The sequence below is a fragment of the Massilia aerilata genome (assembly GCF_042656905.1).
Taxonomy (GTDB): domain Bacteria; phylum Pseudomonadota; class Gammaproteobacteria; order Burkholderiales; family Burkholderiaceae_D; genus Telluria; species Telluria aerilata.
The window spans coordinates 118,116-133,637 of record NZ_JBHSMZ010000014.1 but is presented as its reverse complement, the minus strand read 5'-3'; the positions used below and the strand labels follow the sequence as shown (position 1 = coordinate 133,637).

Here is a 15,522-nt window from a genome sequence, read left to right as displayed (position 1 = left end):
GTCGCCGCTTCGCTTGCAACCACGTATAAATGCCGGCCCTACACTTGGGCCGGCTTCAACCACCACAACTAGGAGAAAATTTATGTCCTCAGGACTCTTTAGCGAAGTACCCCCGGGCGCGGCCCTGCTGTTTGCTTTGGTCATCACATTCCCTACCGGCCTTACTGTCGCAAGCATGGTCAAGTCATACCACGAGAAAGTGGCATGCGACACCGCAGCGGCAGAGTGGGAAGCTGGGAACGTCAATGGCGCAGTCTATCGCCCGTCTGATGCTGCGCACTTCGCGAAGAAATACGATGCGTTCAGGACGGCCTGCCCCAACGGTCACAGTTCTGTGGACGAGAGCAGGCTTCCAGCAGCTGTCAAAGCTGGTTATGTCCCTGCAAAAAACTAACTTTGGAAGGAACCCCGCTTCGGCGGGGTTTTTTTTTACGTATCGGTTGGCCCTGCTCTGCGCTATTTTCCGAGGACCGTAGGCTGTTTGCCGGCCGAGCTGTGGTTTTCTCGGCCATGCTGAGGCAACTGCCGCTGAATGGAACCTTTGGCAGTCTTAAACGGTAATTTATGGCGTACAATAAATCATTGCGTTACCCTTATTGATGGCGTACATTATTACCTATGGGAAATACTGTTGAGCAAAAAAAGCCGGGTCGCCCAGCGCTACCGCCCGAGCAAAAGCGCACTGGGCGACTTTCAATGCGCACTTATCCCGATGTCGAAGAGAAGGCGCGGCGGGTTGGAACGGAAGCGGTAGAGCAGGCGATCCGTGCGATCAAGGAACCGAAGTAAGGAAAACCGTATAAACCGCTATTGAAAAGTGTGACGCGTCACGCAAACGAAACAAAGAAAAGGACGTCATGGGCCAAGCGAAGCAACGGGGAACGGCAGAAGAACGCGCCGAGAAAGCACGCGCAAGACAGCGCGAGGGAAGGGAGCCGATCGACATCGATGTGCTGCGAAAAGAGCAAGATGTGCCGGATAACGCCGCGTTCCTAGGCTTCGTCGTATGGCTGCGCGAGCGCGATGAATTCCTCGTTCACCTGCGTGATCTGCCGGACCGGATTGAGCGAGGCTACGGTCCATTGGTTGATAAGGCCGTGCTGTTCGACACATGGGACGAAGGAGCACCCCACGCCGACGCCAGCAAGCACCCGGCGACAGTAGCTGCGGCATTCGACCTGGGCAGCAAGATTATCGTTATCGGCAACTGAGATGGGTCGCAAGGAAAATTATGACCGCCGAAGAGAACAAACGCCTCTACTACATCCGCGCTATCCTGCGAAACCGCTTGGAAGAGAGAGGGGCGGCCTACTGGGATGAAGAAAAGGCGCTTCGTTACTTGCGCAACGCAGTCGAGCGAGGCGCTAGCGTAAGCGATCTAGAAGTACATGCAAAGAAGGCTGTGAACTGGTCTTCGTTCTTCAACCCAATCCGTGAAGCGCTCGGCGATGACCTGTACGGCAACTCGGACTTCCCGGCTATAAACGAGGACGGAAAACGATATGGCGATGAGCGATGACCTGATAGCCGCCTTCGGCGAGTTCAACGACGCAGCCTATGCGATGGGCCACTGCCAGCTTGCGCAAGCGACAGCGGCGGCCGAGCGCCTGGAGGCGGCGCGCAATACCTTCCACACGCTGTTCATGCAAGCCATGAAAGCGGATGCTGTTGCGTCTCGCGACCGCGCCTAACCGTCGAGGAAAAATATGGCGAGCGAGAACTTAGGTCAGATCCTGATTGACGCGGAAGTTGTGGCCGACGTCGGCACGCTGCGTGAGATGCTGGCGAGCGGCCAGGTGAAGCAGGGTGACCGCGTGCTGTCGGACCGTAACGAGCGGATCGACACGAAAAACGGTCCGATTACGGTCGGAGCCGGCACTACCATTTACGACTGGCTCGATCACAGCGTTAGCTAGTCCAAGGAAAATATTCAGCAGCACTGAAGTCCGCTACAAGCGGGTTGGGACGTTGAAAGGACCGGCACAGTGTCGGTCAAGTAAAAGAAAATAGAGACACCATGAAACGCCTTGAACTTATTCTGTTTCGATTTGCTTGCCTGGCAGCTGCCGGTGGATTTTTATTCTGCGGATTTATCGCTCTGGTCACTGAGAGCTCAAGTGAACGGGCAGCGGCCACGATGTTCGCGGTTATAGGTCCAGTAGCTGTCATGGTCGTCTTTTATGCTGTCCGTTGGGCTTTGACTGGCCGACTGAAGCCTTGGGTTCCAGTCAGCGAAGTTGGAAATCAGACGTGACGACGACCGGTCGATAAGCAGCGGAAAAGCGCCGCGTGCACCCGACAGCTGGCCGGCCGCTAGCTTCTTTGAATGGAAGATCGATGAAGACGGTTAAAGAACTCGCTGCGGATCGACTCGATACCCCCGATTCCCTCAAGCGCCGCGCTACCAGCCTGCGCCGCCTGAGCGGCGGCTTGCTCGCGGAAACGGAACGATCCAGTGATACCGGGCTGAACGATAAAGAACTGCGCACCCTCAAGGAAGCGGCTGACATTCTCTCCGTCTTGGCAACCCGGTTCGACGGCGCTGGGAAGGAGAAGAAAAAGTTGCTTGACGCGAGAGAGGTCATGAAAGTGAAGGTACGCGAGGCCATGAAAGGCAAGTTCGATGAGCTTACGTCCATACCTGACCAGGTAGCACTTGTGGCGGCCACCTCCGAATACCAGATCAAGAATTTGAGCACGCTGGCAGACCTACGCGACGCCATGAAAGAAAACATGGACTACCTCATCTATCGTTTTGCAGAGCAGGCCATGTCGCGCGACCCCAAAGTCGTGGTAGCAGAAGGCTGGGATAGATTCCAGACCATGCGCGCTAGCCTGCAGGGCAAGCACGCCGCGACAATCGGCAGACTCGCCACCAGCGCGCAGTCCACCTAACAGGACGGAAAAGAGACTGAACACCACGATGACCGGGGCGTGCTGCGCTGTTCGTTGTGCGTCTGGAAGCGGATCAACTGAGCAAGGAAAAATATGACCACACAAGATTTGGCGCTGGCAGCATTCAGGAACCAGTGTGAAGGAAAGGTAAGCAGGATAGAAAGTAACGACGGGCCGCTGGTCGTTGTTAAGCAGGTTTTTCGGAACCCGAGCAGGGACGGCATGATCGATGCATTGGTGGCAAGCGAAGATGGTTCCGAGAAGACAGTTGCGTTCACCTCGCTCTTTAGTGCGTAAGCCAAGGAAAACTTCATGGATAACGACAACAAGATCAAGCAGCTCGAAGCGCAGGTTGCGATGCTGACTAAGGCCGCAAAGCAGGTCCTGTCCGACATCGATGATGATGGCGTGGTCGAGCGTGACGACATGGGCGTGCTCGCTCTGCGTAAGGCCGTTGAACTGGGCCCGGCCGATGAATTTCAGTCGGTTATCTCGTGCGCGCGGCGCGTGCATGCGAAGTTCGGCGCGGACAGTGACTGGTCGGAGTGGCGCGACCTGGGCGACGCGCTGAACGAATTCGATAACTGGCCTGTGCGCCTTTAACGGCCGAGGAAAAGGAAACACGCGCATGAGTACTGGACGAAACCACGACAAGTTCATCAGCCAAGCCGATTCACGGCGAGCGGTCCTGCAGGGGATGCTGAAGGCTCGGATGACCTGGAATGGCGATCGAAGCGGGCTGCTCACGTCGGGCGTGGCGTACCTCGCCTTTCCGGGCTATGAGTTCCGATCGCCGCAAGGCGCTGCACTGGCGGTCGGCAAGGTCGTGCGGCAGATGTGCAAGGATGGCCTCCTGCAGCGTGATTTTGGCAAGGGCTACCACCTGACGATGGCTGGTGCCACGGCGGCTGCCGAGGTGTCTATCGAAGAACAGAAGGTCTAGTAAAAGCATGAAGATCAGCAAGAAGCTGCATAAGGCAATCCAGAACGCGATCGAGCTGGCCGCGATGGAAGTCGTCACCGAGAATGCGCCCGCATGCGACAGCGTTCCCCCTGAAGGATGGACCACCGCGCAGCGCAACGTCTTCGACCAGGCGCACGAGGTAGCGTATCGGGCGAACAAACGGATCGACGCGCTGCTCGGCGTCACCGGCGAGACCAATAAGGCTGCGGCCTGAACAGGACGGAAAAGGCCCAGCAGTACCCGAAGCCCGCCACAAGCGGGCGGCGGCATTGAGAAGGTCGACGCCGTGTCGGCCGTGGAGAAAAGCATGTCGAATAACACCATCATCATAACGGGTACAGCCGGCGCCGCAGAGTCGCCCCGAGGCGAGCCGAATATTCTGGACAACGCCGAGGCAATGTCGATCCTGCAAAATGCAGTATCCGCGCTGCGCGCCATTGGCGTGCCGTGCATGCTCGCGCCGATGTCCCTTCCGCAGGGCATGTCGATCAGCCTGCACGTCGGCGGTGGCGTCGAAAGCACAGTGGCAGCGTACATCGCCGCCGAGGCTGGCGGGGAGTACGCCGGCGCCGCTGCAACGCACGCGGAATTCATGTCGAAGGTCAAGCACGCGCTCTCAGACACCGAAGCCGTTGACCTGGTGCGCGCTGGACACTGACCTCGGAAAACATTCGTGGAATCGCTGCCGAACATGAAAGCGCCTTGCCAAGACTGTCCGTTTCGCAAGGACACGTTGAAGGGCTGGCTAGGCGCCGAACGGATGGCTGAAATCTTGGCGGCAGACTCGTTCGTTTGCCATAAGAAGACGGACATGCAGTGCGCTGGGCACATGCTCATCAACGGCCGGGACAATGCGTTCGTTAGGCTCGCTGCGCGACTTCGGATACCGCTGAGCCTGGGCGGCGCGGATACGGTCTTTGCAAGCGCCACGGCCTGCATCGAGCATCACGAGAACTGACGAGGAAAACTGATGCGCACTGCAAGGAATAAACGTTTAGTCTCCTGGGCTTTTGTCGGCTCATTGGGAGCCGCGATTTACGCTCCTTGGGTTGCTGTCAAAGCCGTGTCATTTGTGGCAATGCTTGCCACCTTCGGATTGTGGCTTTGGGTGGCTTGGGAGCCGCGCGACAACTTGGGCGCTGATAAACCCTTTGATTGACCGGAAAAGACGATGGCATATTTGTTGGCGACAACCGATTTTCATGTGCGCTGGTACGTTGTTCAGCTAAAGCAGCCTGACGACATTCTCGACTTGCAGGAAGGCCAGTTCGAGCTTATGGATCATCTGGACCTGCGCGTTGTTCCTGGCTTCGGCAACAAGGACACCGCAAAGCGAGCAGCCAAGGCTTTGGGCCTCAAGACTTGGCGATATGTGAAGCTGGATTCGCCGCAAATGACCTTTACCTTGGAATGAACGGAAAAATCGATGGCTACGCAAAAGTGCTGGACCCTTAAATACGTCGCCGGTAATCCGGCGATGTTCTCCCGCGTGCGCACCGATGCCTCCGGCCCAGGCCGCCGCGGCGAGGTCCTGGAAGCTGCCGAGAAGGTGGCGGCGAACGGATGGCGTGTGTGGGTGGAGCATGCCGTTAGCGGCGAGCGGATCTTCGAGAGCGAAGTCGAGAAGGCCTACCTACAAGCGCACCAGGCTGCGGCCTGAGCAGGGACGGAAAAATATGAGCATCGTGATGTTGAAGACGCGGGACGGAGAGCAGCCGATGCAGTTCAGGTCGCACGCGCTGCGGCCCGCTCGAATCGTGCGAGAAGAATTGCGGCACTTTACTGGAACTACCTTCCCTGAGAATCCGCTGGAAGGGTGCGCCCTGGTGCTGCGCCGGCTCGAAGCCTTCGGCATGATCGCTGATGCAGATGCCGATCAATGGGTCGATGTTCTGGCTAACAACGGCGACATCCTCCACGAAGTCCCGGTCACGATCCAAGGCTTTGAATACCTGCGCCGGACCCTGAAGTTCGTGCGCGAAGAATAAGGTGGAAAAAACGGAGGCTATGTGACCAAAGACGAGTGGATCGGGATCGCCGCAAACCGCTACAGCGACCACCTTGGTGACGAGGCCCAAGCTTGCGCGGAACGCCTGTACAAGACCATGGTCGAGGAAGCTGACAACGACGAATGGGCCGACGATCCGGATGGCGCGGCACGAGAAGACATGAGCGACTGGGATTGGGATCAACTCAATCGCGGTGCCGAGGACGCATAGGAAAAGGACGCTATGCGACTCACCCTCGACCAAGCCATGCTGATCTACCAGCGCGCGATCGACAAAACGGCCGATGCCGGCGAAGGCGCGGCCTGGTGGGCGGAAGTCCAAGCCGAATTGGAAGCTGTGATTGCGGCGCCGACGACGGCAGCAGCGGCCGCGTTGATCGCCTGGTGGCATCAAGTCTGGAAGGATGTAGGCGACACCCCGGCACGCGCCGCCAGTCGCATTCGCCGGCACGCCGCGAGCGTGCTCGGCAGTTAAAGGAAAACGCCATGAAACAAATCCGTCCGGCCTACGAAGCGCTTGACCAGAACGGTCGCCCGTTTATGCGTCCGGCGCGCATCATCGACGACCTGCCGACGCCAGAGTGCCGCCTGGCCGCGTGTGACGAAGCTGCCGACGCGATCGCGCAACTCCTCGGCCGGCCTGCATCGCGCCGCATCGCGTTCGGTTTGCCCGTGTTCGCAGCATTCATGACGGCGCCGGAAGCCAAGAAGCACCCGCAGCGCAAGCTGCTGGAGACTCGCGGCTGCGATATTTCGCTGGACCTATGCGCTAACTACAACTGATCCGGAAAACATGAAGATTAACGTCGACGATATCCAAGGCTTGCTGGACATTTATCGAAGCGCCCTGGAAAACAAGATTCCGGTTGCACCCGGGTTAAGAGACCATTTTGTGCAGAACCGGAAGCGACTGCTCGACGGCTTTAAAAAGATGGCCAGCGCGCAAAGCATGATCCTCCAAAGCATGGCTCCTGAAAACGAAACTGAAGCGGCGCAGCTTGAAGAGGCTAAGCGGATCGTGGACGAGTTCGGTGAGTGGGTAAAGACGAGCTAACGGAAAAGCCCGATGAGTGCTCCCTACCAAAACATGTTCAAGCTGCGCCGACCATGTGCCAACTGCCCCATCTTGAAACAGGGCGCAATCGAGCTAGCACCTGGTCGCGTGGAAGGGATCATTGACGCCTTGGTTTCGGATGACCACTCCACGTTCTACTGCCACAAGACGGTTCACAACGGCCGGACTGGTGGCGATTGGGACGATGACGGCAATTACGCTGCGAGCGGCCAGGAGAGCATGTGCGTGGGCGCGATGATCTACCTGGAGAAGCTGGGCCGCCCGACAGTAGGGATGCGCGTTGGGCGCGTCCTGGACATGTATTCGCCTGACGACCTGACGCCGCATTTTGATGCGGTTATCGATCCGGCCAACTGAGCAAGGAGAAACCAGTATGGGTGAAGCGAAACGACGTGGTGGCCAGTCCGAAAGAGTAGCGGCCGCCCGCAACAAGGCGCTGGGCAACGACCCCTTTGTGGTTGCTTACGAGGCACTGTTCGGCATGGTTCGAGAGGTGTACCGGCAAACTGGCGGCGTCAACCACGAACTCATTGGGCTCGACTTCAATGATGGCAAGGTAAGTGGCGTAAATGTATTCGTGATTGAAGACGAGTCGGCTAAGGAACGTATACCCGGCAACATCGAAGCGATGCTCTTGAAGTGGCCGATTGTGGCGCACGTGATGGAAGCGTGGGAGTCGCCCGCCGAGGGAATCGCGCCGGCCGAACACCCGGAGCGCAAGGACATCATCGCGATCACACTTCATTCGATCCATGCGGCAAGGACGGCGTCGTGCGAAGTGGATCCGCAGGCCTGTACAGTCCATAAGGCAGACCTTTTGCCAATCGAGAAGCTCGAAGGGCGGTTGGGAAGAAGGTTTGAGACCCGACACTAAGACCGAGGAAAACACCCAGCAGTACCTACGCCGCGCTCGACGCGGCTGAGGCATTGAGAGGGTCGGTTCTGCGCCGCCCAGGTCAAACGAACATGCACAGGTTATGGCGAAGTTTTTGAATACGAGCGGGACCAATTATTTTCTTGAGGAGCTTATCAAGGACGCTAAAGATCGCGTGATTTTGATAAGCCCCTTCTTGCGCCTGAACGACCGAATCAAGGAACTCCTGGTCGACAAGGACCGGCTCAAGATCGATGTGCGGATTGTGTACGGCAAAAGCGAGTTGCAGCCTGCCGAAATCGAGTGGCTCCGCAGTCTGCCATATGTACGGACGAGCTTCTGCAAGAACCTTCATGCCAAATGCTACTTGAGCGAGGAGCTGTGCATTATCACCAGCTTGAACCTCTACGAGTTCAGCCAGGTCAACAATAATGAAATGGGGATTCTGATCCGACGGTCCGAAGATGCCCAGCTTTATAAGGACGCCTACGAAGAAGCGCAACGCATCATCCGCATCAGCGACGAGGTACGCATTTCGCTAGAACGGGTACCAAGTGAGCCGGAAGGAGCAGCTGCCGACGAGGACAGCCCAGATGCTGGAAAGCTCACGACGTCGAAGCTTGGGCAGAAGCTCGGCCTGAAGACAGCTCAAGTGCTCGAACGAGCGGCCACTGCCGGGTACGTCGAAGCCTTGGGCGACAACAAGTACGGACCTACGGCGAAAGGCGAACAGGCCGGCATCGAGTACATCGCGAAGTCTCGGTTTGGCCCTTACTTCCTCTGGCCGCTCGACATCCAACTGAGCTAGGAAAAGCCTCAGCAGTACCCGCGCCGCGCTAGACGCGGCTGCGGCATTAAGAGGGTCGGCGCAGTGTCGGCCGGTGAAAGGAACTAGAAAATGAAAATTATCCAGATCATGCCAGCGGTGGACTGGTACTTCAAACACGACGCCACGGTTTGGCACGTTGCGGCATTTGGCCTTTCCGATGAAGGGAAGATCTATGGCATGGTTGGAGCGGGGGACGACGGTACCCTTAAGACAGTTCCTGTAATGACAAAAGGCTCGTATCTTCATCGCCTGCAGCTTACCGAAGAAGAGATCCAGGCCGCCGACAAGAAGCGCTAGGACCGGAACATGATCGCAAAATTGGCAGCCAAGCTGGGCTTTGTACCGAAATCCGAAGTCGTCGACAAATTGCAGTTCGCGAGGTCGGTAGGGAAGCGGCTGGATGAACACCGAGAGGTGGTGGAATCCATCGCAGCATCTACAACGCTCTTCGTTGACTCGCCATGGCACATTGACCATATGGCCGTGCAGGACGACTACCTCATGCGGCTATATCACATGGTCCATGGCAGATGGCCGGACGACTCCACGCGTCTTCAACTGACTCGTGAAGTGGTGCGTGCGCGCCCGCCGATCCTGGGCAAATGCAGCCTGCCGGAATTCAGCAAGAGGTAAAGGAAAACACATGACTTCACGTACAACAGACGCTGTCCGGTGCAAATGCGGACACGAGGGCGCAATTCGAACGAGTGAGAACGACTCACCTTACTCGGCAAATTGGGAGGAATACACTGTCGTCGGCCTAAACGGCGGATCGCACCATGTCGAGCGTAGGTCGGCATCGTGGAAAGAGGTATTCGATGCCATCAAACCTACTTGTCCTAAATGCGGGACGCTGCTGACCCCAGCTGAACTGGTCTAGGAAAACAGATGAAAAAAATCCGTAAGCCGATCCAGATCGCGGCACTTCGCTTTGAGAAACCGAGCGCGATAGCTGGTGAGCCTGGCTCAATCGAAACCGAAGTCGTTGCACTGTGTGACGACGGTTCAATCTGGACGATTCTCGGCAACGATAACGAGTGGGTTCCGCTGCCGCCAATTCCGCAAGATCAACTGCGCGAAGATTGGCTCGCAGCGGTCGGAGAAGAGCTGGTGTCGGGTTTCTTGGTGCAGAGGAACGCGATCAGCGGCATTCTGGAAGAGTACCGCCAAGAATTGCGACTCGCGTTCAACAGTCACGAGTCTGCAAAAGACGCCGCAAAAGCCGTTAACGCCAAGTTGCAAGCCCACAGGTAGGAAAAGCGTGATGCGTCACGAGAAACACAGTAGCACCCGAAGCCCGCCATGAGCGGGCGGCGTCCATATAGAGAGGGTAGGCGCAGTGCCGGCCCTGGGCGCTGTTGCAGCCGCCTTCACACGGTGATAACGAGAACGGAGAACAAAATGAGCGGATGGTGGGTAGTGGTCGACCCGCGTACGCCGGCAGAGCGTGACGCGTCACAGGATTCGATGGGGCCGCTGGTCGCATCTTGGGAGGCTAGCGTGTTCAACATGCGGTTCCTTGATCATCTGGTGAAGGAAGGCCGGGCCGAACAGCACTCTTTCAACGGCTACCCGAACCGCTACACGGTGCCGGCCGGTAACTTCGTACCCTTCATCATCGACGGCCCGCCGGTCGAGGACCTAGGGCCGAACAAGGGCTTTAACACACGTGTCACGATCCACCGCGACAAGCTGCTAACCCTGCCGGCCAACCACGTGCTGACGATAGACGTATGGGACCAGTCATGAATAAATCGAACCACGTGGGTGGCGAGAAGCTAGCGCGTAATCACCATTGGGTTCCACAGTGTTATCTGAAAGGCTTTGCAAAAAGTCGCAGCAAGAATGCAAAACTCTATGTTACCGACAAGACGCGGTACACGACCTTTCCGACCAGCCCGCGCAACATCGCAGCAGCACGGGATTTTAACCGGGTCGAGGGAGCCGGCGTCCCGCCAGACCATGTTGAATCCGGATACGCGAAGTTTGAATCTCTGGTTGCGCCCGTACTGCTAAAAATGGCGGTAAGCCATGAGTTCGGGACCGCCGAAGAGCTAAACCTCGTGCTGAACCTAATTGCCTTGTTGTCGGTTCGAACACCGCGTATGCGCGAAAATGTCCGTGATTTCCACGAGCGCGTTGCACGAAAAATGATGGCGCTGAATGTTTCAACACGCGAACGTTATGAGGCGAGTTTCGGTCGAGCAGTGGAGGAAGGTTATATTGAACGCGACGAATTGCTGGGTTACGAGGAGATGAAAGACTTCGTCGACCGAGGTCAATACACCATTGATGTAAGTACCACGCGTCACGTTGCAAACGAGCTCGAACTTGCAGACAAGGTTTTGCCGCTGTTAGCCCAGCGCACATGGACGCTCGTTCGAGCGGGGTCAGACACCGGCGGATTCGTCACATCAGACCATCCAGTCGGATTGCAGTGGATCGAAAGGAAACCACGCGGTTTTTATTCATCCCCAGGCTTTGCTCTACCAGGCACAGAGGTATTGTTTCCAGTTTCTCACGACCTACTGATGGTAGGTGAATTCGGTGGTCCAGGAGGCATCCTGGAGGCGAATAAAAAACAAGTAGCTTTTGCCAACGCGGCACTGATTTGGCATGCTGACCGTCAGGTTTATGCTCGAGACGAAAAATTCGTCTACATCCGCGGCGAGAGAGAACTGCGATCTGGGAAGGACTTAGTCAGCGATTTACGGTTGCAAGATGGTAAAAGCTAACAGCAAGGGAACAAAGGAAAACAACCTGATGCCGCAAGGTGCCCCGAGACGGCCGGTTGCCGATGACAAAGTGAAATTATGTCTGTCAAAGTCAAATTATGTTTGTCAAATCGAACGCAATGTTTGTCAAATTGTTTGAGGAAACGTGACGATCCTTTTGGCCGTTATCCCGCCGCGCCGCACATATGCGACTAAATTCCACGGGCCGCAGAAGGATCGATGGTTTTGACAGACATAGGCTACGATGTCGGCTTTTAATCGATGAGCTACAATCCGCGAATTTGACAAACTTTGCTGCTTTTCAAGAATGCTAAGCCGTTGAATTTATTGACCATCATTTGACAAACTTAATTTGAGTTTGACAGCTCACGTCCGGCGTGGCGTACCTGGCCTTTCCGGGCTATGTGTTCCGCTCGCCACAAGGCGCTGCACTGGCGGTCGGCAAGGTCGTGCGGCAGATGTGCAAAGATGGCCTTCTGCAACGTGATTTCGGTAAGGGCTACCACCTGACGATAGCCGGCGCCGTTGCGGCCGCCGAGGTCGCAGTCGAAGAACAGAAGGTATAGGAAAAGACCATGACAAAAGTAATTGGGGTGCGTGTGGACGATGGCGTTGAATGGCACGCTGCAAACGCCGTCGCCGTCGCCGGCCCGGATCACGATACGATGTGCGGCGTCGACGCGAACGAAAGTAGCGTTGGGCACTTCGGGACCGTCGAAGCTAAGCGCGGTCAGAAAATCATGGGTCAGCAGTGTTACAACGTCTGGAAAGGCGTTACCGAAATGCGCCTGCGCGCGGCCTCTTTTGACTTCACCAACTAACTCGGAAAGCGGAGAGAACATGGGTAATAAATTAACAGCATGCTCGGTTTGTTGCAGGGATTCGTGCTCCTCCGTTGCAGAAGTAGCGAGGTCCATCCTGATAAAGCCAGGCATCGCAACCATTGTTCTGGTTGTATTGCTATCTGGTTGTGCCACTGTAGGCGATCTGCGAAAAGGTCAACCCAGTTCGGTACTATCTGGGCCGAAACCCGTTGCCGATATCGCTGCTTGCATTACGAGTCGTTGGATGGAACTCTCCACATCGCTTTCCCCGGCAGATGTTCGAGCGCTTCCCCGACAGAACAGTGGCACAACCATCTTGCTAAACAACCCAGCTACAAATGCGCCTATCGCGCTTGCGGACATCGACAGGATCGGAAACGTGACCAAGACTACTTACTATCGACAGGGCACCTTCAGCGTTAACGATTATTTCGCGCGAGTGGATGGAGCCATCAAGCATTGCGCTCAATAGACCGGAAAAGGCCAGCAGTACCTACGCCGCGCTCGACGCGGCTAGAGCATTAAGAAGGTCGGCGCGGTGTCGGCTATAGGAGAAACTAAATGGATACGGAAGTTCAACGTCGCCTCGCAAACCTGGAAGAGAACATGTCGATCGCTTTGGGTCGGCTGAACGCAGTGCATTCGCTAGTTGTGGTGATCGCGCGGCAGTTGCCGCCAGACGTCGCTCAGCGCTGCGCCGCGAGCGCGAGGGATGCGGCTGCGCGCATTGATGCTGATCTAGTAGCCTCGCCGCTTCCGGAATCGATGATTCACGAAATGCAGCGCGTAATCGCGGAGGGAATCATGGTTCTCGACGCCGCCGCGAAATCGGACCAGACGAGCTAACGTACCGGAAAAGCATGTCCTTACCACAATACCTGAAGCGTGAAATGTTCCGATGCACTTCCGTAGCGGCGATTATATTGACTGGAGGTCTGCTGTCCGGTTGCGCAGTGCCTCCGTTGCCACTGAAGCTGCCGCAAGCGACGCCCGAGAACACTCAACAATTACGGTCGGCTGATCTTGCGCCAGTGGCGGTTGGCAACTTCGTTCTCGAAATAGGCAAACCGGCGATCATTGATCAGCTGGTTTCCCCCCGGGGCACTCCGGTTGCCTCACTCTACAATGGATCATTTAGCCAGTATCTTCGCGAGGCGCTCCGCGTGGAGCTCGACGCCGCTGGACTTCTTGATTCGAGGGCTAAAGTCTCGATCAGTGGGGAGCTTATTGACAGCGACGTAATCGCCCCTATCGGTACCGGTAACGCTCGGTTAGCTGCTCGATTCATCGTTAAAGATGGCGCTACCACGAAATATGCCCGAAGCTTTGATGTCCGAGCCGAGTGGGACTCTTCCTTTTATGGCAATACGGCGTTTCAGACTGCGATTGATCAGTACCAGCGTCTCTATCAAAAGTTACTTGGCCGGCTATTCTCCGATCCCGCTTTTAAGGCCGCGGTGGCAAAATAGGTGATGTCCAGACTACAAGGAAAACTGCCATGAATAAATCGACGCTTCCCCATCCGGATTTCCTCGACGGTATGTACGATGAGCGTTTCGCAAGTGGCACGCCGCGCTCCAATCCCTATCGTGAAGGATTCCGGCGTGGCCTGCGATATGCAATTGCGAAGGCCAACGAACTGCCAGTAGAAGAGAGCAGGAACCCGTATTTTCACGGGGAGGGGAGTGCTGAAGCTGATGCCTGGTGGGCTGGATTCGATGACGGGAAGGCTCATCGTGCGTTTGCCCAGCAGCGCTGGGACGATCAAAAGAGGGCTGCGCCGCAACAAGCGAATATGCAGCCCACGTCGTGGTCGCCTGCCACCGGCATCGACGGACACACTCAGTGCCGGTTTTGTGGTGAGTATGTGCGCGATAACGGCGCGGCCGATACGCATATGTGCCGCGGCGACGAAAGGTGAAGGAAAAAAGCAGTACCGCCATCGTGAGGGACAATCCTTTTGGAATATTCGTCACGCGATCAAACCACTTTACTTTAACGACTTAATATGAAAGTTTTAAGCGCAACTGCCGCTTCCGTTATTGGCTTTGCTTTGATGGCTAGCTGTGGAAAGACTGAACAGAATACTACGACTACGGTGCAGTCGACGTCGCCAGCAATGCCTGCTAAGACGCAACCTGAAACGGAGGTAGCACGCAATCTTGGCTATTACGAAGCGCATCTCGACGAAGCAAAGAAAACTTGGGACGAATGTCAAAAATTGAGCCCTGAAGCAATTACGGAACTGGTGCGCACGGATTGCAGCCTGGCCCAGACGGCGTGGTCCACCCAGCCCTACAAGCCCACACCCTCAACTTTCTCGAGCAGGGGCGGACGCCACTGAAGTGGGTAGACCACAACTCGACTGGAGAACTATGCTCAAGCTAACGATTGCATCTTGCGGATTGGCTGCGCTTGCGGCCGCGTCAGGAATGATTAAACCGCACGGCAGCGTAGAACGCTCACGACGCTTCATCGCCGCATACGTATTAATGTTCTGTGCTTTAGGTCTGACATACTTCGGCACCTGACCACTCGTTGTCTACGGAAAGAAACATGAAAAAGACTTTCGGATTTCTCGCGTTTCCGGTGTTGGCCGCCGCATCACCGCTATCGCACGCTTCCGATCCATTGGCACTACCTGACCTCGTGAAGACTTCGGCTACAGCGTTGAACAAGCCCGAGGTTTGGGAAGCAGGGGACGACTACCAGGGCCGCATGGTTCAGTTTGATGATATCGACACTTCGAAGCCTGGCGCCGTCGAACGTGCTTTCGCAGGCCTGAATGCAGTGCTTGAGAAAGCAGGGCATGTACCTCTAAATGCGTGCGTTTTCGTTGACGCCTTAGTTGTTCGCCGGGTCAACCAACCGCCATGTGGCATGTCGATCTAAGGTCACGAAAGTTATGAGTGAGAAATTAAGGTCAAATTTGCGTATCGTCGCGTGGTTATTACTTGTCGTCATTTTAAGTCCACTGGCAGCATGGTATTTCTCTGGTGTCGGTTGGACCGCGCTCTGGATCTACGCGTGGCTTGCAGTGTGGGCGATCTTCGTCAATGCGAAATGGGACGACGCCACAAAGGGCATGTTCTTGATCGTCATGTCATCATGGATAGCGATTCTCGGGAAAAAATATCTTCCGGAAGATGTCTCTGTCGTGGAGGCAATTCAGAACGTCATGATCCTAATTAGTGGCGGCGTTGGAGGCAATTTTATCTACGCCTATCTGGCGACCAGAAAATCCGGGCGTGGAAAAAAATGAAATAATTTAAAGAATCTTGATGACTCACGTAAAAGTGGGAATTATGGTGCTGTGTT

General features: G+C 56.0%; 36 protein-coding genes. 35 read left to right on the top strand and 1 reads right to left on the bottom strand.

The genetic code is table 11. The annotated features are described in order from the left end of the window. The first annotated feature begins 82 nt into the window (after window positions 1–82). From ACFPO9_RS17545 to ACFPO9_RS17405, 29 genes are all read left to right on the top strand, one after another. Entirely contained in the window at window positions 83–394 is a 312-nt protein-coding gene (locus tag ACFPO9_RS17545) for a hypothetical protein (RefSeq protein WP_379772745.1), read from the top strand. Window positions 395–857: 463 nt separating this feature from the next. Beyond that, window positions 858–1,211 (top strand): hypothetical protein, encoded by a 354-nt coding sequence (locus tag ACFPO9_RS17540; protein ID WP_379772743.1) that lies wholly within the window; start codon window positions 858–860, stop codon window positions 1,209–1,211. 20 nt (window positions 1,212–1,231) lie between these two features. Beyond that, window positions 1,232–1,519: a hypothetical protein gene (locus ACFPO9_RS17535; RefSeq protein ID WP_379772741.1), complete on the top strand. Its 288-nt coding sequence runs from the start codon at window positions 1,232–1,234 to the stop codon at window positions 1,517–1,519. Then, complete coding sequence (locus ACFPO9_RS17530) at window positions 1,509–1,691, top strand: hypothetical protein (RefSeq protein ID WP_379772739.1); 183 nt, start codon at window positions 1,509–1,511, stop codon at window positions 1,689–1,691. The genes ACFPO9_RS17535 and ACFPO9_RS17530 overlap by 11 nt, the downstream gene beginning before the upstream one ends. A gap of 15 nt (window positions 1,692–1,706) precedes the next feature. Next, window positions 1,707–1,916 carry a hypothetical protein gene (locus ACFPO9_RS17525; RefSeq protein WP_379772736.1) on the top strand — a complete coding sequence of 70 codons (210 nt, stop codon included), beginning with the start codon at window positions 1,707–1,709 and terminating at the stop codon, window positions 1,914–1,916. Window positions 1,917–2,017: 101 nt separating this feature from the next. Next, window positions 2,018–2,254 carry a hypothetical protein gene (locus tag ACFPO9_RS17520; RefSeq protein WP_379772733.1) on the top strand — a complete coding sequence of 79 codons (237 nt, stop codon included), beginning with the start codon at window positions 2,018–2,020 and terminating at the stop codon, window positions 2,252–2,254. 83 nt (window positions 2,255–2,337) lie between these two features. Beyond that, window positions 2,338–2,895 (top strand): hypothetical protein, encoded by a 558-nt coding sequence (locus tag ACFPO9_RS17515; RefSeq protein ID WP_379772731.1) that lies wholly within the window; start codon window positions 2,338–2,340, stop codon window positions 2,893–2,895. A 93-nt stretch (window positions 2,896–2,988) separates the two neighbouring features. Continuing rightward, on the top strand, window positions 2,989–3,192 hold the full coding sequence (locus ACFPO9_RS17510) for a hypothetical protein (protein ID WP_379772728.1): 204 nt from the start codon (window positions 2,989–2,991) through the stop codon (window positions 3,190–3,192). Window positions 3,193–3,207: 15 nt separating this feature from the next. After that, a complete protein-coding gene (locus ACFPO9_RS17505) occupies window positions 3,208–3,498 on the top strand; it encodes a hypothetical protein (RefSeq protein ID WP_379772727.1) in 291 nt (96 codons plus the stop codon). A gap of 25 nt (window positions 3,499–3,523) precedes the next feature. Beyond that, a complete protein-coding gene (locus ACFPO9_RS17500; RefSeq protein ID WP_379772724.1) occupies window positions 3,524–3,838 on the top strand; it encodes a hypothetical protein in 315 nt (104 codons plus the stop codon). A gap of 7 nt (window positions 3,839–3,845) precedes the next feature. Then, on the top strand, window positions 3,846–4,073 hold the full coding sequence (locus tag ACFPO9_RS17495) for a hypothetical protein (RefSeq protein WP_379772722.1): 228 nt from the start codon (window positions 3,846–3,848) through the stop codon (window positions 4,071–4,073). A gap of 93 nt (window positions 4,074–4,166) precedes the next feature. Continuing rightward, the gene (locus ACFPO9_RS17490; protein WP_379772720.1) at window positions 4,167–4,517 is read left to right on the top strand and encodes a hypothetical protein; all 351 of its coding nucleotides are present in this window, start codon (window positions 4,167–4,169) and stop codon (window positions 4,515–4,517) included. A 15-nt stretch (window positions 4,518–4,532) separates the two neighbouring features. Further along, complete coding sequence (locus ACFPO9_RS17485; RefSeq protein ID WP_379772717.1) at window positions 4,533–4,817, top strand: DUF6283 family protein; 285 nt, start codon at window positions 4,533–4,535, stop codon at window positions 4,815–4,817. A 12-nt stretch (window positions 4,818–4,829) separates the two neighbouring features. Continuing rightward, window positions 4,830–5,018: a hypothetical protein gene (locus tag ACFPO9_RS17480; protein ID WP_379772715.1), complete on the top strand. Its 189-nt coding sequence runs from the start codon at window positions 4,830–4,832 to the stop codon at window positions 5,016–5,018. A 12-nt stretch (window positions 5,019–5,030) separates the two neighbouring features. Next, window positions 5,031–5,273 carry a hypothetical protein gene (locus ACFPO9_RS17475; RefSeq protein ID WP_379772713.1) on the top strand — a complete coding sequence of 81 codons (243 nt, stop codon included), beginning with the start codon at window positions 5,031–5,033 and terminating at the stop codon, window positions 5,271–5,273. Window positions 5,274–5,285: 12 nt separating this feature from the next. Continuing rightward, window positions 5,286–5,519, top strand: coding sequence for a hypothetical protein (locus ACFPO9_RS17470; RefSeq protein WP_379772711.1), 234 nt, complete (start codon window positions 5,286–5,288; stop codon window positions 5,517–5,519). Window positions 5,520–5,535: 16 nt separating this feature from the next. Continuing rightward, complete coding sequence (locus tag ACFPO9_RS17465) at window positions 5,536–5,847, top strand: hypothetical protein (RefSeq protein ID WP_379772708.1); 312 nt, start codon at window positions 5,536–5,538, stop codon at window positions 5,845–5,847. A 21-nt stretch (window positions 5,848–5,868) separates the two neighbouring features. After that, window positions 5,869–6,078: a hypothetical protein gene (locus ACFPO9_RS17460; protein ID WP_379772706.1), complete on the top strand. Its 210-nt coding sequence runs from the start codon at window positions 5,869–5,871 to the stop codon at window positions 6,076–6,078. Between the two features lie 12 nt (window positions 6,079–6,090). Next, window positions 6,091–6,342 (top strand): hypothetical protein, encoded by a 252-nt coding sequence (locus ACFPO9_RS17455; protein ID WP_379772704.1) that lies wholly within the window; start codon window positions 6,091–6,093, stop codon window positions 6,340–6,342. An 11-nt stretch (window positions 6,343–6,353) separates the two neighbouring features. Further along, window positions 6,354–6,650, top strand: coding sequence for a hypothetical protein (locus ACFPO9_RS17450; protein ID WP_379772701.1), 297 nt, complete (start codon window positions 6,354–6,356; stop codon window positions 6,648–6,650). A gap of 10 nt (window positions 6,651–6,660) precedes the next feature. After that, window positions 6,661–6,921 (top strand): hypothetical protein, encoded by a 261-nt coding sequence (locus tag ACFPO9_RS17445; protein ID WP_379772698.1) that lies wholly within the window; start codon window positions 6,661–6,663, stop codon window positions 6,919–6,921. Window positions 6,922–6,933: 12 nt separating this feature from the next. Beyond that, window positions 6,934–7,299 (top strand): hypothetical protein, encoded by a 366-nt coding sequence (locus ACFPO9_RS17440; protein ID WP_379772695.1) that lies wholly within the window; start codon window positions 6,934–6,936, stop codon window positions 7,297–7,299. Window positions 7,300–7,315: 16 nt separating this feature from the next. Next, window positions 7,316–7,816, top strand: a complete 501-nt coding sequence (locus tag ACFPO9_RS17435; protein ID WP_379772693.1) for a hypothetical protein — start codon at window positions 7,316–7,318, stop codon at window positions 7,814–7,816. A 103-nt stretch (window positions 7,817–7,919) separates the two neighbouring features. Beyond that, window positions 7,920–8,624 carry a phospholipase D family protein gene (locus ACFPO9_RS17430; RefSeq protein WP_379772690.1) on the top strand — a complete coding sequence of 235 codons (705 nt, stop codon included), beginning with the start codon at window positions 7,920–7,922 and terminating at the stop codon, window positions 8,622–8,624. 90 nt (window positions 8,625–8,714) lie between these two features. Continuing rightward, window positions 8,715–8,942 carry a hypothetical protein gene (locus tag ACFPO9_RS17425; protein WP_379772687.1) on the top strand — a complete coding sequence of 76 codons (228 nt, stop codon included), beginning with the start codon at window positions 8,715–8,717 and terminating at the stop codon, window positions 8,940–8,942. A gap of 9 nt (window positions 8,943–8,951) precedes the next feature. Next, window positions 8,952–9,278 (top strand): hypothetical protein, encoded by a 327-nt coding sequence (locus tag ACFPO9_RS17420; RefSeq protein WP_379772685.1) that lies wholly within the window; start codon window positions 8,952–8,954, stop codon window positions 9,276–9,278. Between the two features lie 255 nt (window positions 9,279–9,533). Next, window positions 9,534–9,899: a hypothetical protein gene (locus ACFPO9_RS17415; RefSeq protein ID WP_379772683.1), complete on the top strand. Its 366-nt coding sequence runs from the start codon at window positions 9,534–9,536 to the stop codon at window positions 9,897–9,899. 255 nt (window positions 9,900–10,154) lie between these two features. Then, window positions 10,155–10,394, top strand: a complete 240-nt coding sequence (locus tag ACFPO9_RS17410) for a hypothetical protein (protein WP_379772680.1) — start codon at window positions 10,155–10,157, stop codon at window positions 10,392–10,394. After that, window positions 10,391–11,380 carry a DUF4238 domain-containing protein gene (locus ACFPO9_RS17405; protein WP_379772679.1) on the top strand — a complete coding sequence of 330 codons (990 nt, stop codon included), beginning with the start codon at window positions 10,391–10,393 and terminating at the stop codon, window positions 11,378–11,380. The genes ACFPO9_RS17410 and ACFPO9_RS17405 overlap by 4 nt, the downstream gene beginning before the upstream one ends. Window positions 11,381–11,727: 347 nt before the next feature. Here ACFPO9_RS17405 and ACFPO9_RS17400 read toward each other — a convergent pair whose 3' ends face one another. Continuing rightward, window positions 11,728–12,297: a hypothetical protein gene (locus ACFPO9_RS17400; protein WP_379772677.1), complete on the bottom strand. Its 570-nt coding sequence runs from the start codon at window positions 12,295–12,297 to the stop codon at window positions 11,728–11,730. A 468-nt stretch (window positions 12,298–12,765) separates the two neighbouring features. On the opposite strand from ACFPO9_RS17400, the gene ACFPO9_RS17395 reads away from it, so the two are divergent. The 6 genes from ACFPO9_RS17395 to ACFPO9_RS17370 all read left to right on the top strand — a co-directional run bounded on the left by ACFPO9_RS17395 (window position 12,766) and on the right by ACFPO9_RS17370 (window position 15,466). Next, window positions 12,766–13,050: a hypothetical protein gene (locus ACFPO9_RS17395; RefSeq protein ID WP_379772674.1), complete on the top strand. Its 285-nt coding sequence runs from the start codon at window positions 12,766–12,768 to the stop codon at window positions 13,048–13,050. 14 nt (window positions 13,051–13,064) lie between these two features. After that, window positions 13,065–13,673, top strand: coding sequence for a hypothetical protein (locus ACFPO9_RS17390; protein WP_379772671.1), 609 nt, complete (start codon window positions 13,065–13,067; stop codon window positions 13,671–13,673). A gap of 29 nt (window positions 13,674–13,702) precedes the next feature. Beyond that, complete coding sequence (locus tag ACFPO9_RS17385; RefSeq protein WP_379772668.1) at window positions 13,703–14,125, top strand: hypothetical protein; 423 nt, start codon at window positions 13,703–13,705, stop codon at window positions 14,123–14,125. An 87-nt stretch (window positions 14,126–14,212) separates the two neighbouring features. Further along, window positions 14,213–14,548, top strand: a complete 336-nt coding sequence (locus ACFPO9_RS17380; RefSeq protein WP_379772666.1) for a hypothetical protein — start codon at window positions 14,213–14,215, stop codon at window positions 14,546–14,548. A 212-nt stretch (window positions 14,549–14,760) separates the two neighbouring features. Continuing rightward, on the top strand, window positions 14,761–15,096 hold the full coding sequence (locus tag ACFPO9_RS17375) for a hypothetical protein (RefSeq protein WP_379772663.1): 336 nt from the start codon (window positions 14,761–14,763) through the stop codon (window positions 15,094–15,096). Window positions 15,097–15,109: 13 nt separating this feature from the next. Continuing rightward, entirely contained in the window at window positions 15,110–15,466 is a 357-nt protein-coding gene (locus ACFPO9_RS17370) for a hypothetical protein (protein WP_379772660.1), read from the top strand. Window positions 15,467–15,522: the final 56 nt, after the last annotated feature.

Excerpts from the sequence above, each read along its gene's own strand:
- ACFPO9_RS17545 (WP_379772745.1), top strand. The coding sequence starts at position 83 with ATGTCCTCAGGACTCTTTAGCGAAGTACCCCCGGGCGCGGCCCTGCTG.
- ACFPO9_RS17540 (WP_379772743.1), top strand. The coding sequence starts at position 858 with ATGGGCCAAGCGAAGCAACGGGGAACGGCAGAAGAACGCGCCGAGAAA.
- ACFPO9_RS17535 (WP_379772741.1), top strand. The coding sequence starts at position 1,232 with ATGACCGCCGAAGAGAACAAACGCCTCTACTACATCCGCGCTATCCTG.
- ACFPO9_RS17530 (WP_379772739.1), top strand. The coding sequence starts at position 1,509 with ATGAGCGATGACCTGATAGCCGCCTTCGGCGAGTTCAACGACGCAGCC.
- ACFPO9_RS17525 (WP_379772736.1), top strand. The coding sequence starts at position 1,707 with ATGGCGAGCGAGAACTTAGGTCAGATCCTGATTGACGCGGAAGTTGTG.
- ACFPO9_RS17520 (WP_379772733.1), top strand. The coding sequence starts at position 2,018 with ATGAAACGCCTTGAACTTATTCTGTTTCGATTTGCTTGCCTGGCAGCT.
- ACFPO9_RS17515 (WP_379772731.1), top strand. The coding sequence starts at position 2,338 with ATGAAGACGGTTAAAGAACTCGCTGCGGATCGACTCGATACCCCCGAT.
- ACFPO9_RS17510 (WP_379772728.1), top strand. The coding sequence starts at position 2,989 with ATGACCACACAAGATTTGGCGCTGGCAGCATTCAGGAACCAGTGTGAA.
- ACFPO9_RS17505 (WP_379772727.1), top strand. The coding sequence starts at position 3,208 with ATGGATAACGACAACAAGATCAAGCAGCTCGAAGCGCAGGTTGCGATG.
- ACFPO9_RS17500 (WP_379772724.1), top strand. The coding sequence starts at position 3,524 with ATGAGTACTGGACGAAACCACGACAAGTTCATCAGCCAAGCCGATTCA.
- ACFPO9_RS17495 (WP_379772722.1), top strand. The coding sequence starts at position 3,846 with ATGAAGATCAGCAAGAAGCTGCATAAGGCAATCCAGAACGCGATCGAG.
- ACFPO9_RS17490 (WP_379772720.1), top strand. The coding sequence starts at position 4,167 with ATGTCGAATAACACCATCATCATAACGGGTACAGCCGGCGCCGCAGAG.
- ACFPO9_RS17480 (WP_379772715.1), top strand. The coding sequence starts at position 4,830 with ATGCGCACTGCAAGGAATAAACGTTTAGTCTCCTGGGCTTTTGTCGGC.
- ACFPO9_RS17475 (WP_379772713.1), top strand. The coding sequence starts at position 5,031 with ATGGCATATTTGTTGGCGACAACCGATTTTCATGTGCGCTGGTACGTT.
- ACFPO9_RS17470 (WP_379772711.1), top strand. The coding sequence starts at position 5,286 with ATGGCTACGCAAAAGTGCTGGACCCTTAAATACGTCGCCGGTAATCCG.
- ACFPO9_RS17465 (WP_379772708.1), top strand. The coding sequence starts at position 5,536 with ATGAGCATCGTGATGTTGAAGACGCGGGACGGAGAGCAGCCGATGCAG.
- ACFPO9_RS17455 (WP_379772704.1), top strand. The coding sequence starts at position 6,091 with ATGCGACTCACCCTCGACCAAGCCATGCTGATCTACCAGCGCGCGATC.
- ACFPO9_RS17450 (WP_379772701.1), top strand. The coding sequence starts at position 6,354 with ATGAAACAAATCCGTCCGGCCTACGAAGCGCTTGACCAGAACGGTCGC.
- ACFPO9_RS17445 (WP_379772698.1), top strand. The coding sequence starts at position 6,661 with ATGAAGATTAACGTCGACGATATCCAAGGCTTGCTGGACATTTATCGA.
- ACFPO9_RS17440 (WP_379772695.1), top strand. The coding sequence starts at position 6,934 with ATGAGTGCTCCCTACCAAAACATGTTCAAGCTGCGCCGACCATGTGCC.
- ACFPO9_RS17435 (WP_379772693.1), top strand. The coding sequence starts at position 7,316 with ATGGGTGAAGCGAAACGACGTGGTGGCCAGTCCGAAAGAGTAGCGGCC.
- ACFPO9_RS17430 (WP_379772690.1), top strand. The coding sequence starts at position 7,920 with ATGGCGAAGTTTTTGAATACGAGCGGGACCAATTATTTTCTTGAGGAG.
- ACFPO9_RS17425 (WP_379772687.1), top strand. The coding sequence starts at position 8,715 with ATGAAAATTATCCAGATCATGCCAGCGGTGGACTGGTACTTCAAACAC.
- ACFPO9_RS17420 (WP_379772685.1), top strand. The coding sequence starts at position 8,952 with ATGATCGCAAAATTGGCAGCCAAGCTGGGCTTTGTACCGAAATCCGAA.
- ACFPO9_RS17415 (WP_379772683.1), top strand. The coding sequence starts at position 9,534 with ATGAAAAAAATCCGTAAGCCGATCCAGATCGCGGCACTTCGCTTTGAG.
- ACFPO9_RS17410 (WP_379772680.1), top strand. The coding sequence starts at position 10,155 with ATGCGGTTCCTTGATCATCTGGTGAAGGAAGGCCGGGCCGAACAGCAC.
- ACFPO9_RS17405 (WP_379772679.1), top strand. The coding sequence starts at position 10,391 with ATGAATAAATCGAACCACGTGGGTGGCGAGAAGCTAGCGCGTAATCAC.
- ACFPO9_RS17400 (WP_379772677.1), bottom strand. The coding sequence starts at position 12,297 with ATGGACCTCGCTACTTCTGCAACGGAGGAGCACGAATCCCTGCAACAA.
- ACFPO9_RS17395 (WP_379772674.1), top strand. The coding sequence starts at position 12,766 with ATGGATACGGAAGTTCAACGTCGCCTCGCAAACCTGGAAGAGAACATG.
- ACFPO9_RS17390 (WP_379772671.1), top strand. The coding sequence starts at position 13,065 with ATGTCCTTACCACAATACCTGAAGCGTGAAATGTTCCGATGCACTTCC.
- ACFPO9_RS17385 (WP_379772668.1), top strand. The coding sequence starts at position 13,703 with ATGAATAAATCGACGCTTCCCCATCCGGATTTCCTCGACGGTATGTAC.
- ACFPO9_RS17380 (WP_379772666.1), top strand. The coding sequence starts at position 14,213 with ATGAAAGTTTTAAGCGCAACTGCCGCTTCCGTTATTGGCTTTGCTTTG.
- ACFPO9_RS17375 (WP_379772663.1), top strand. The coding sequence starts at position 14,761 with ATGAAAAAGACTTTCGGATTTCTCGCGTTTCCGGTGTTGGCCGCCGCA.
- ACFPO9_RS17370 (WP_379772660.1), top strand. The coding sequence starts at position 15,110 with ATGAGTGAGAAATTAAGGTCAAATTTGCGTATCGTCGCGTGGTTATTA.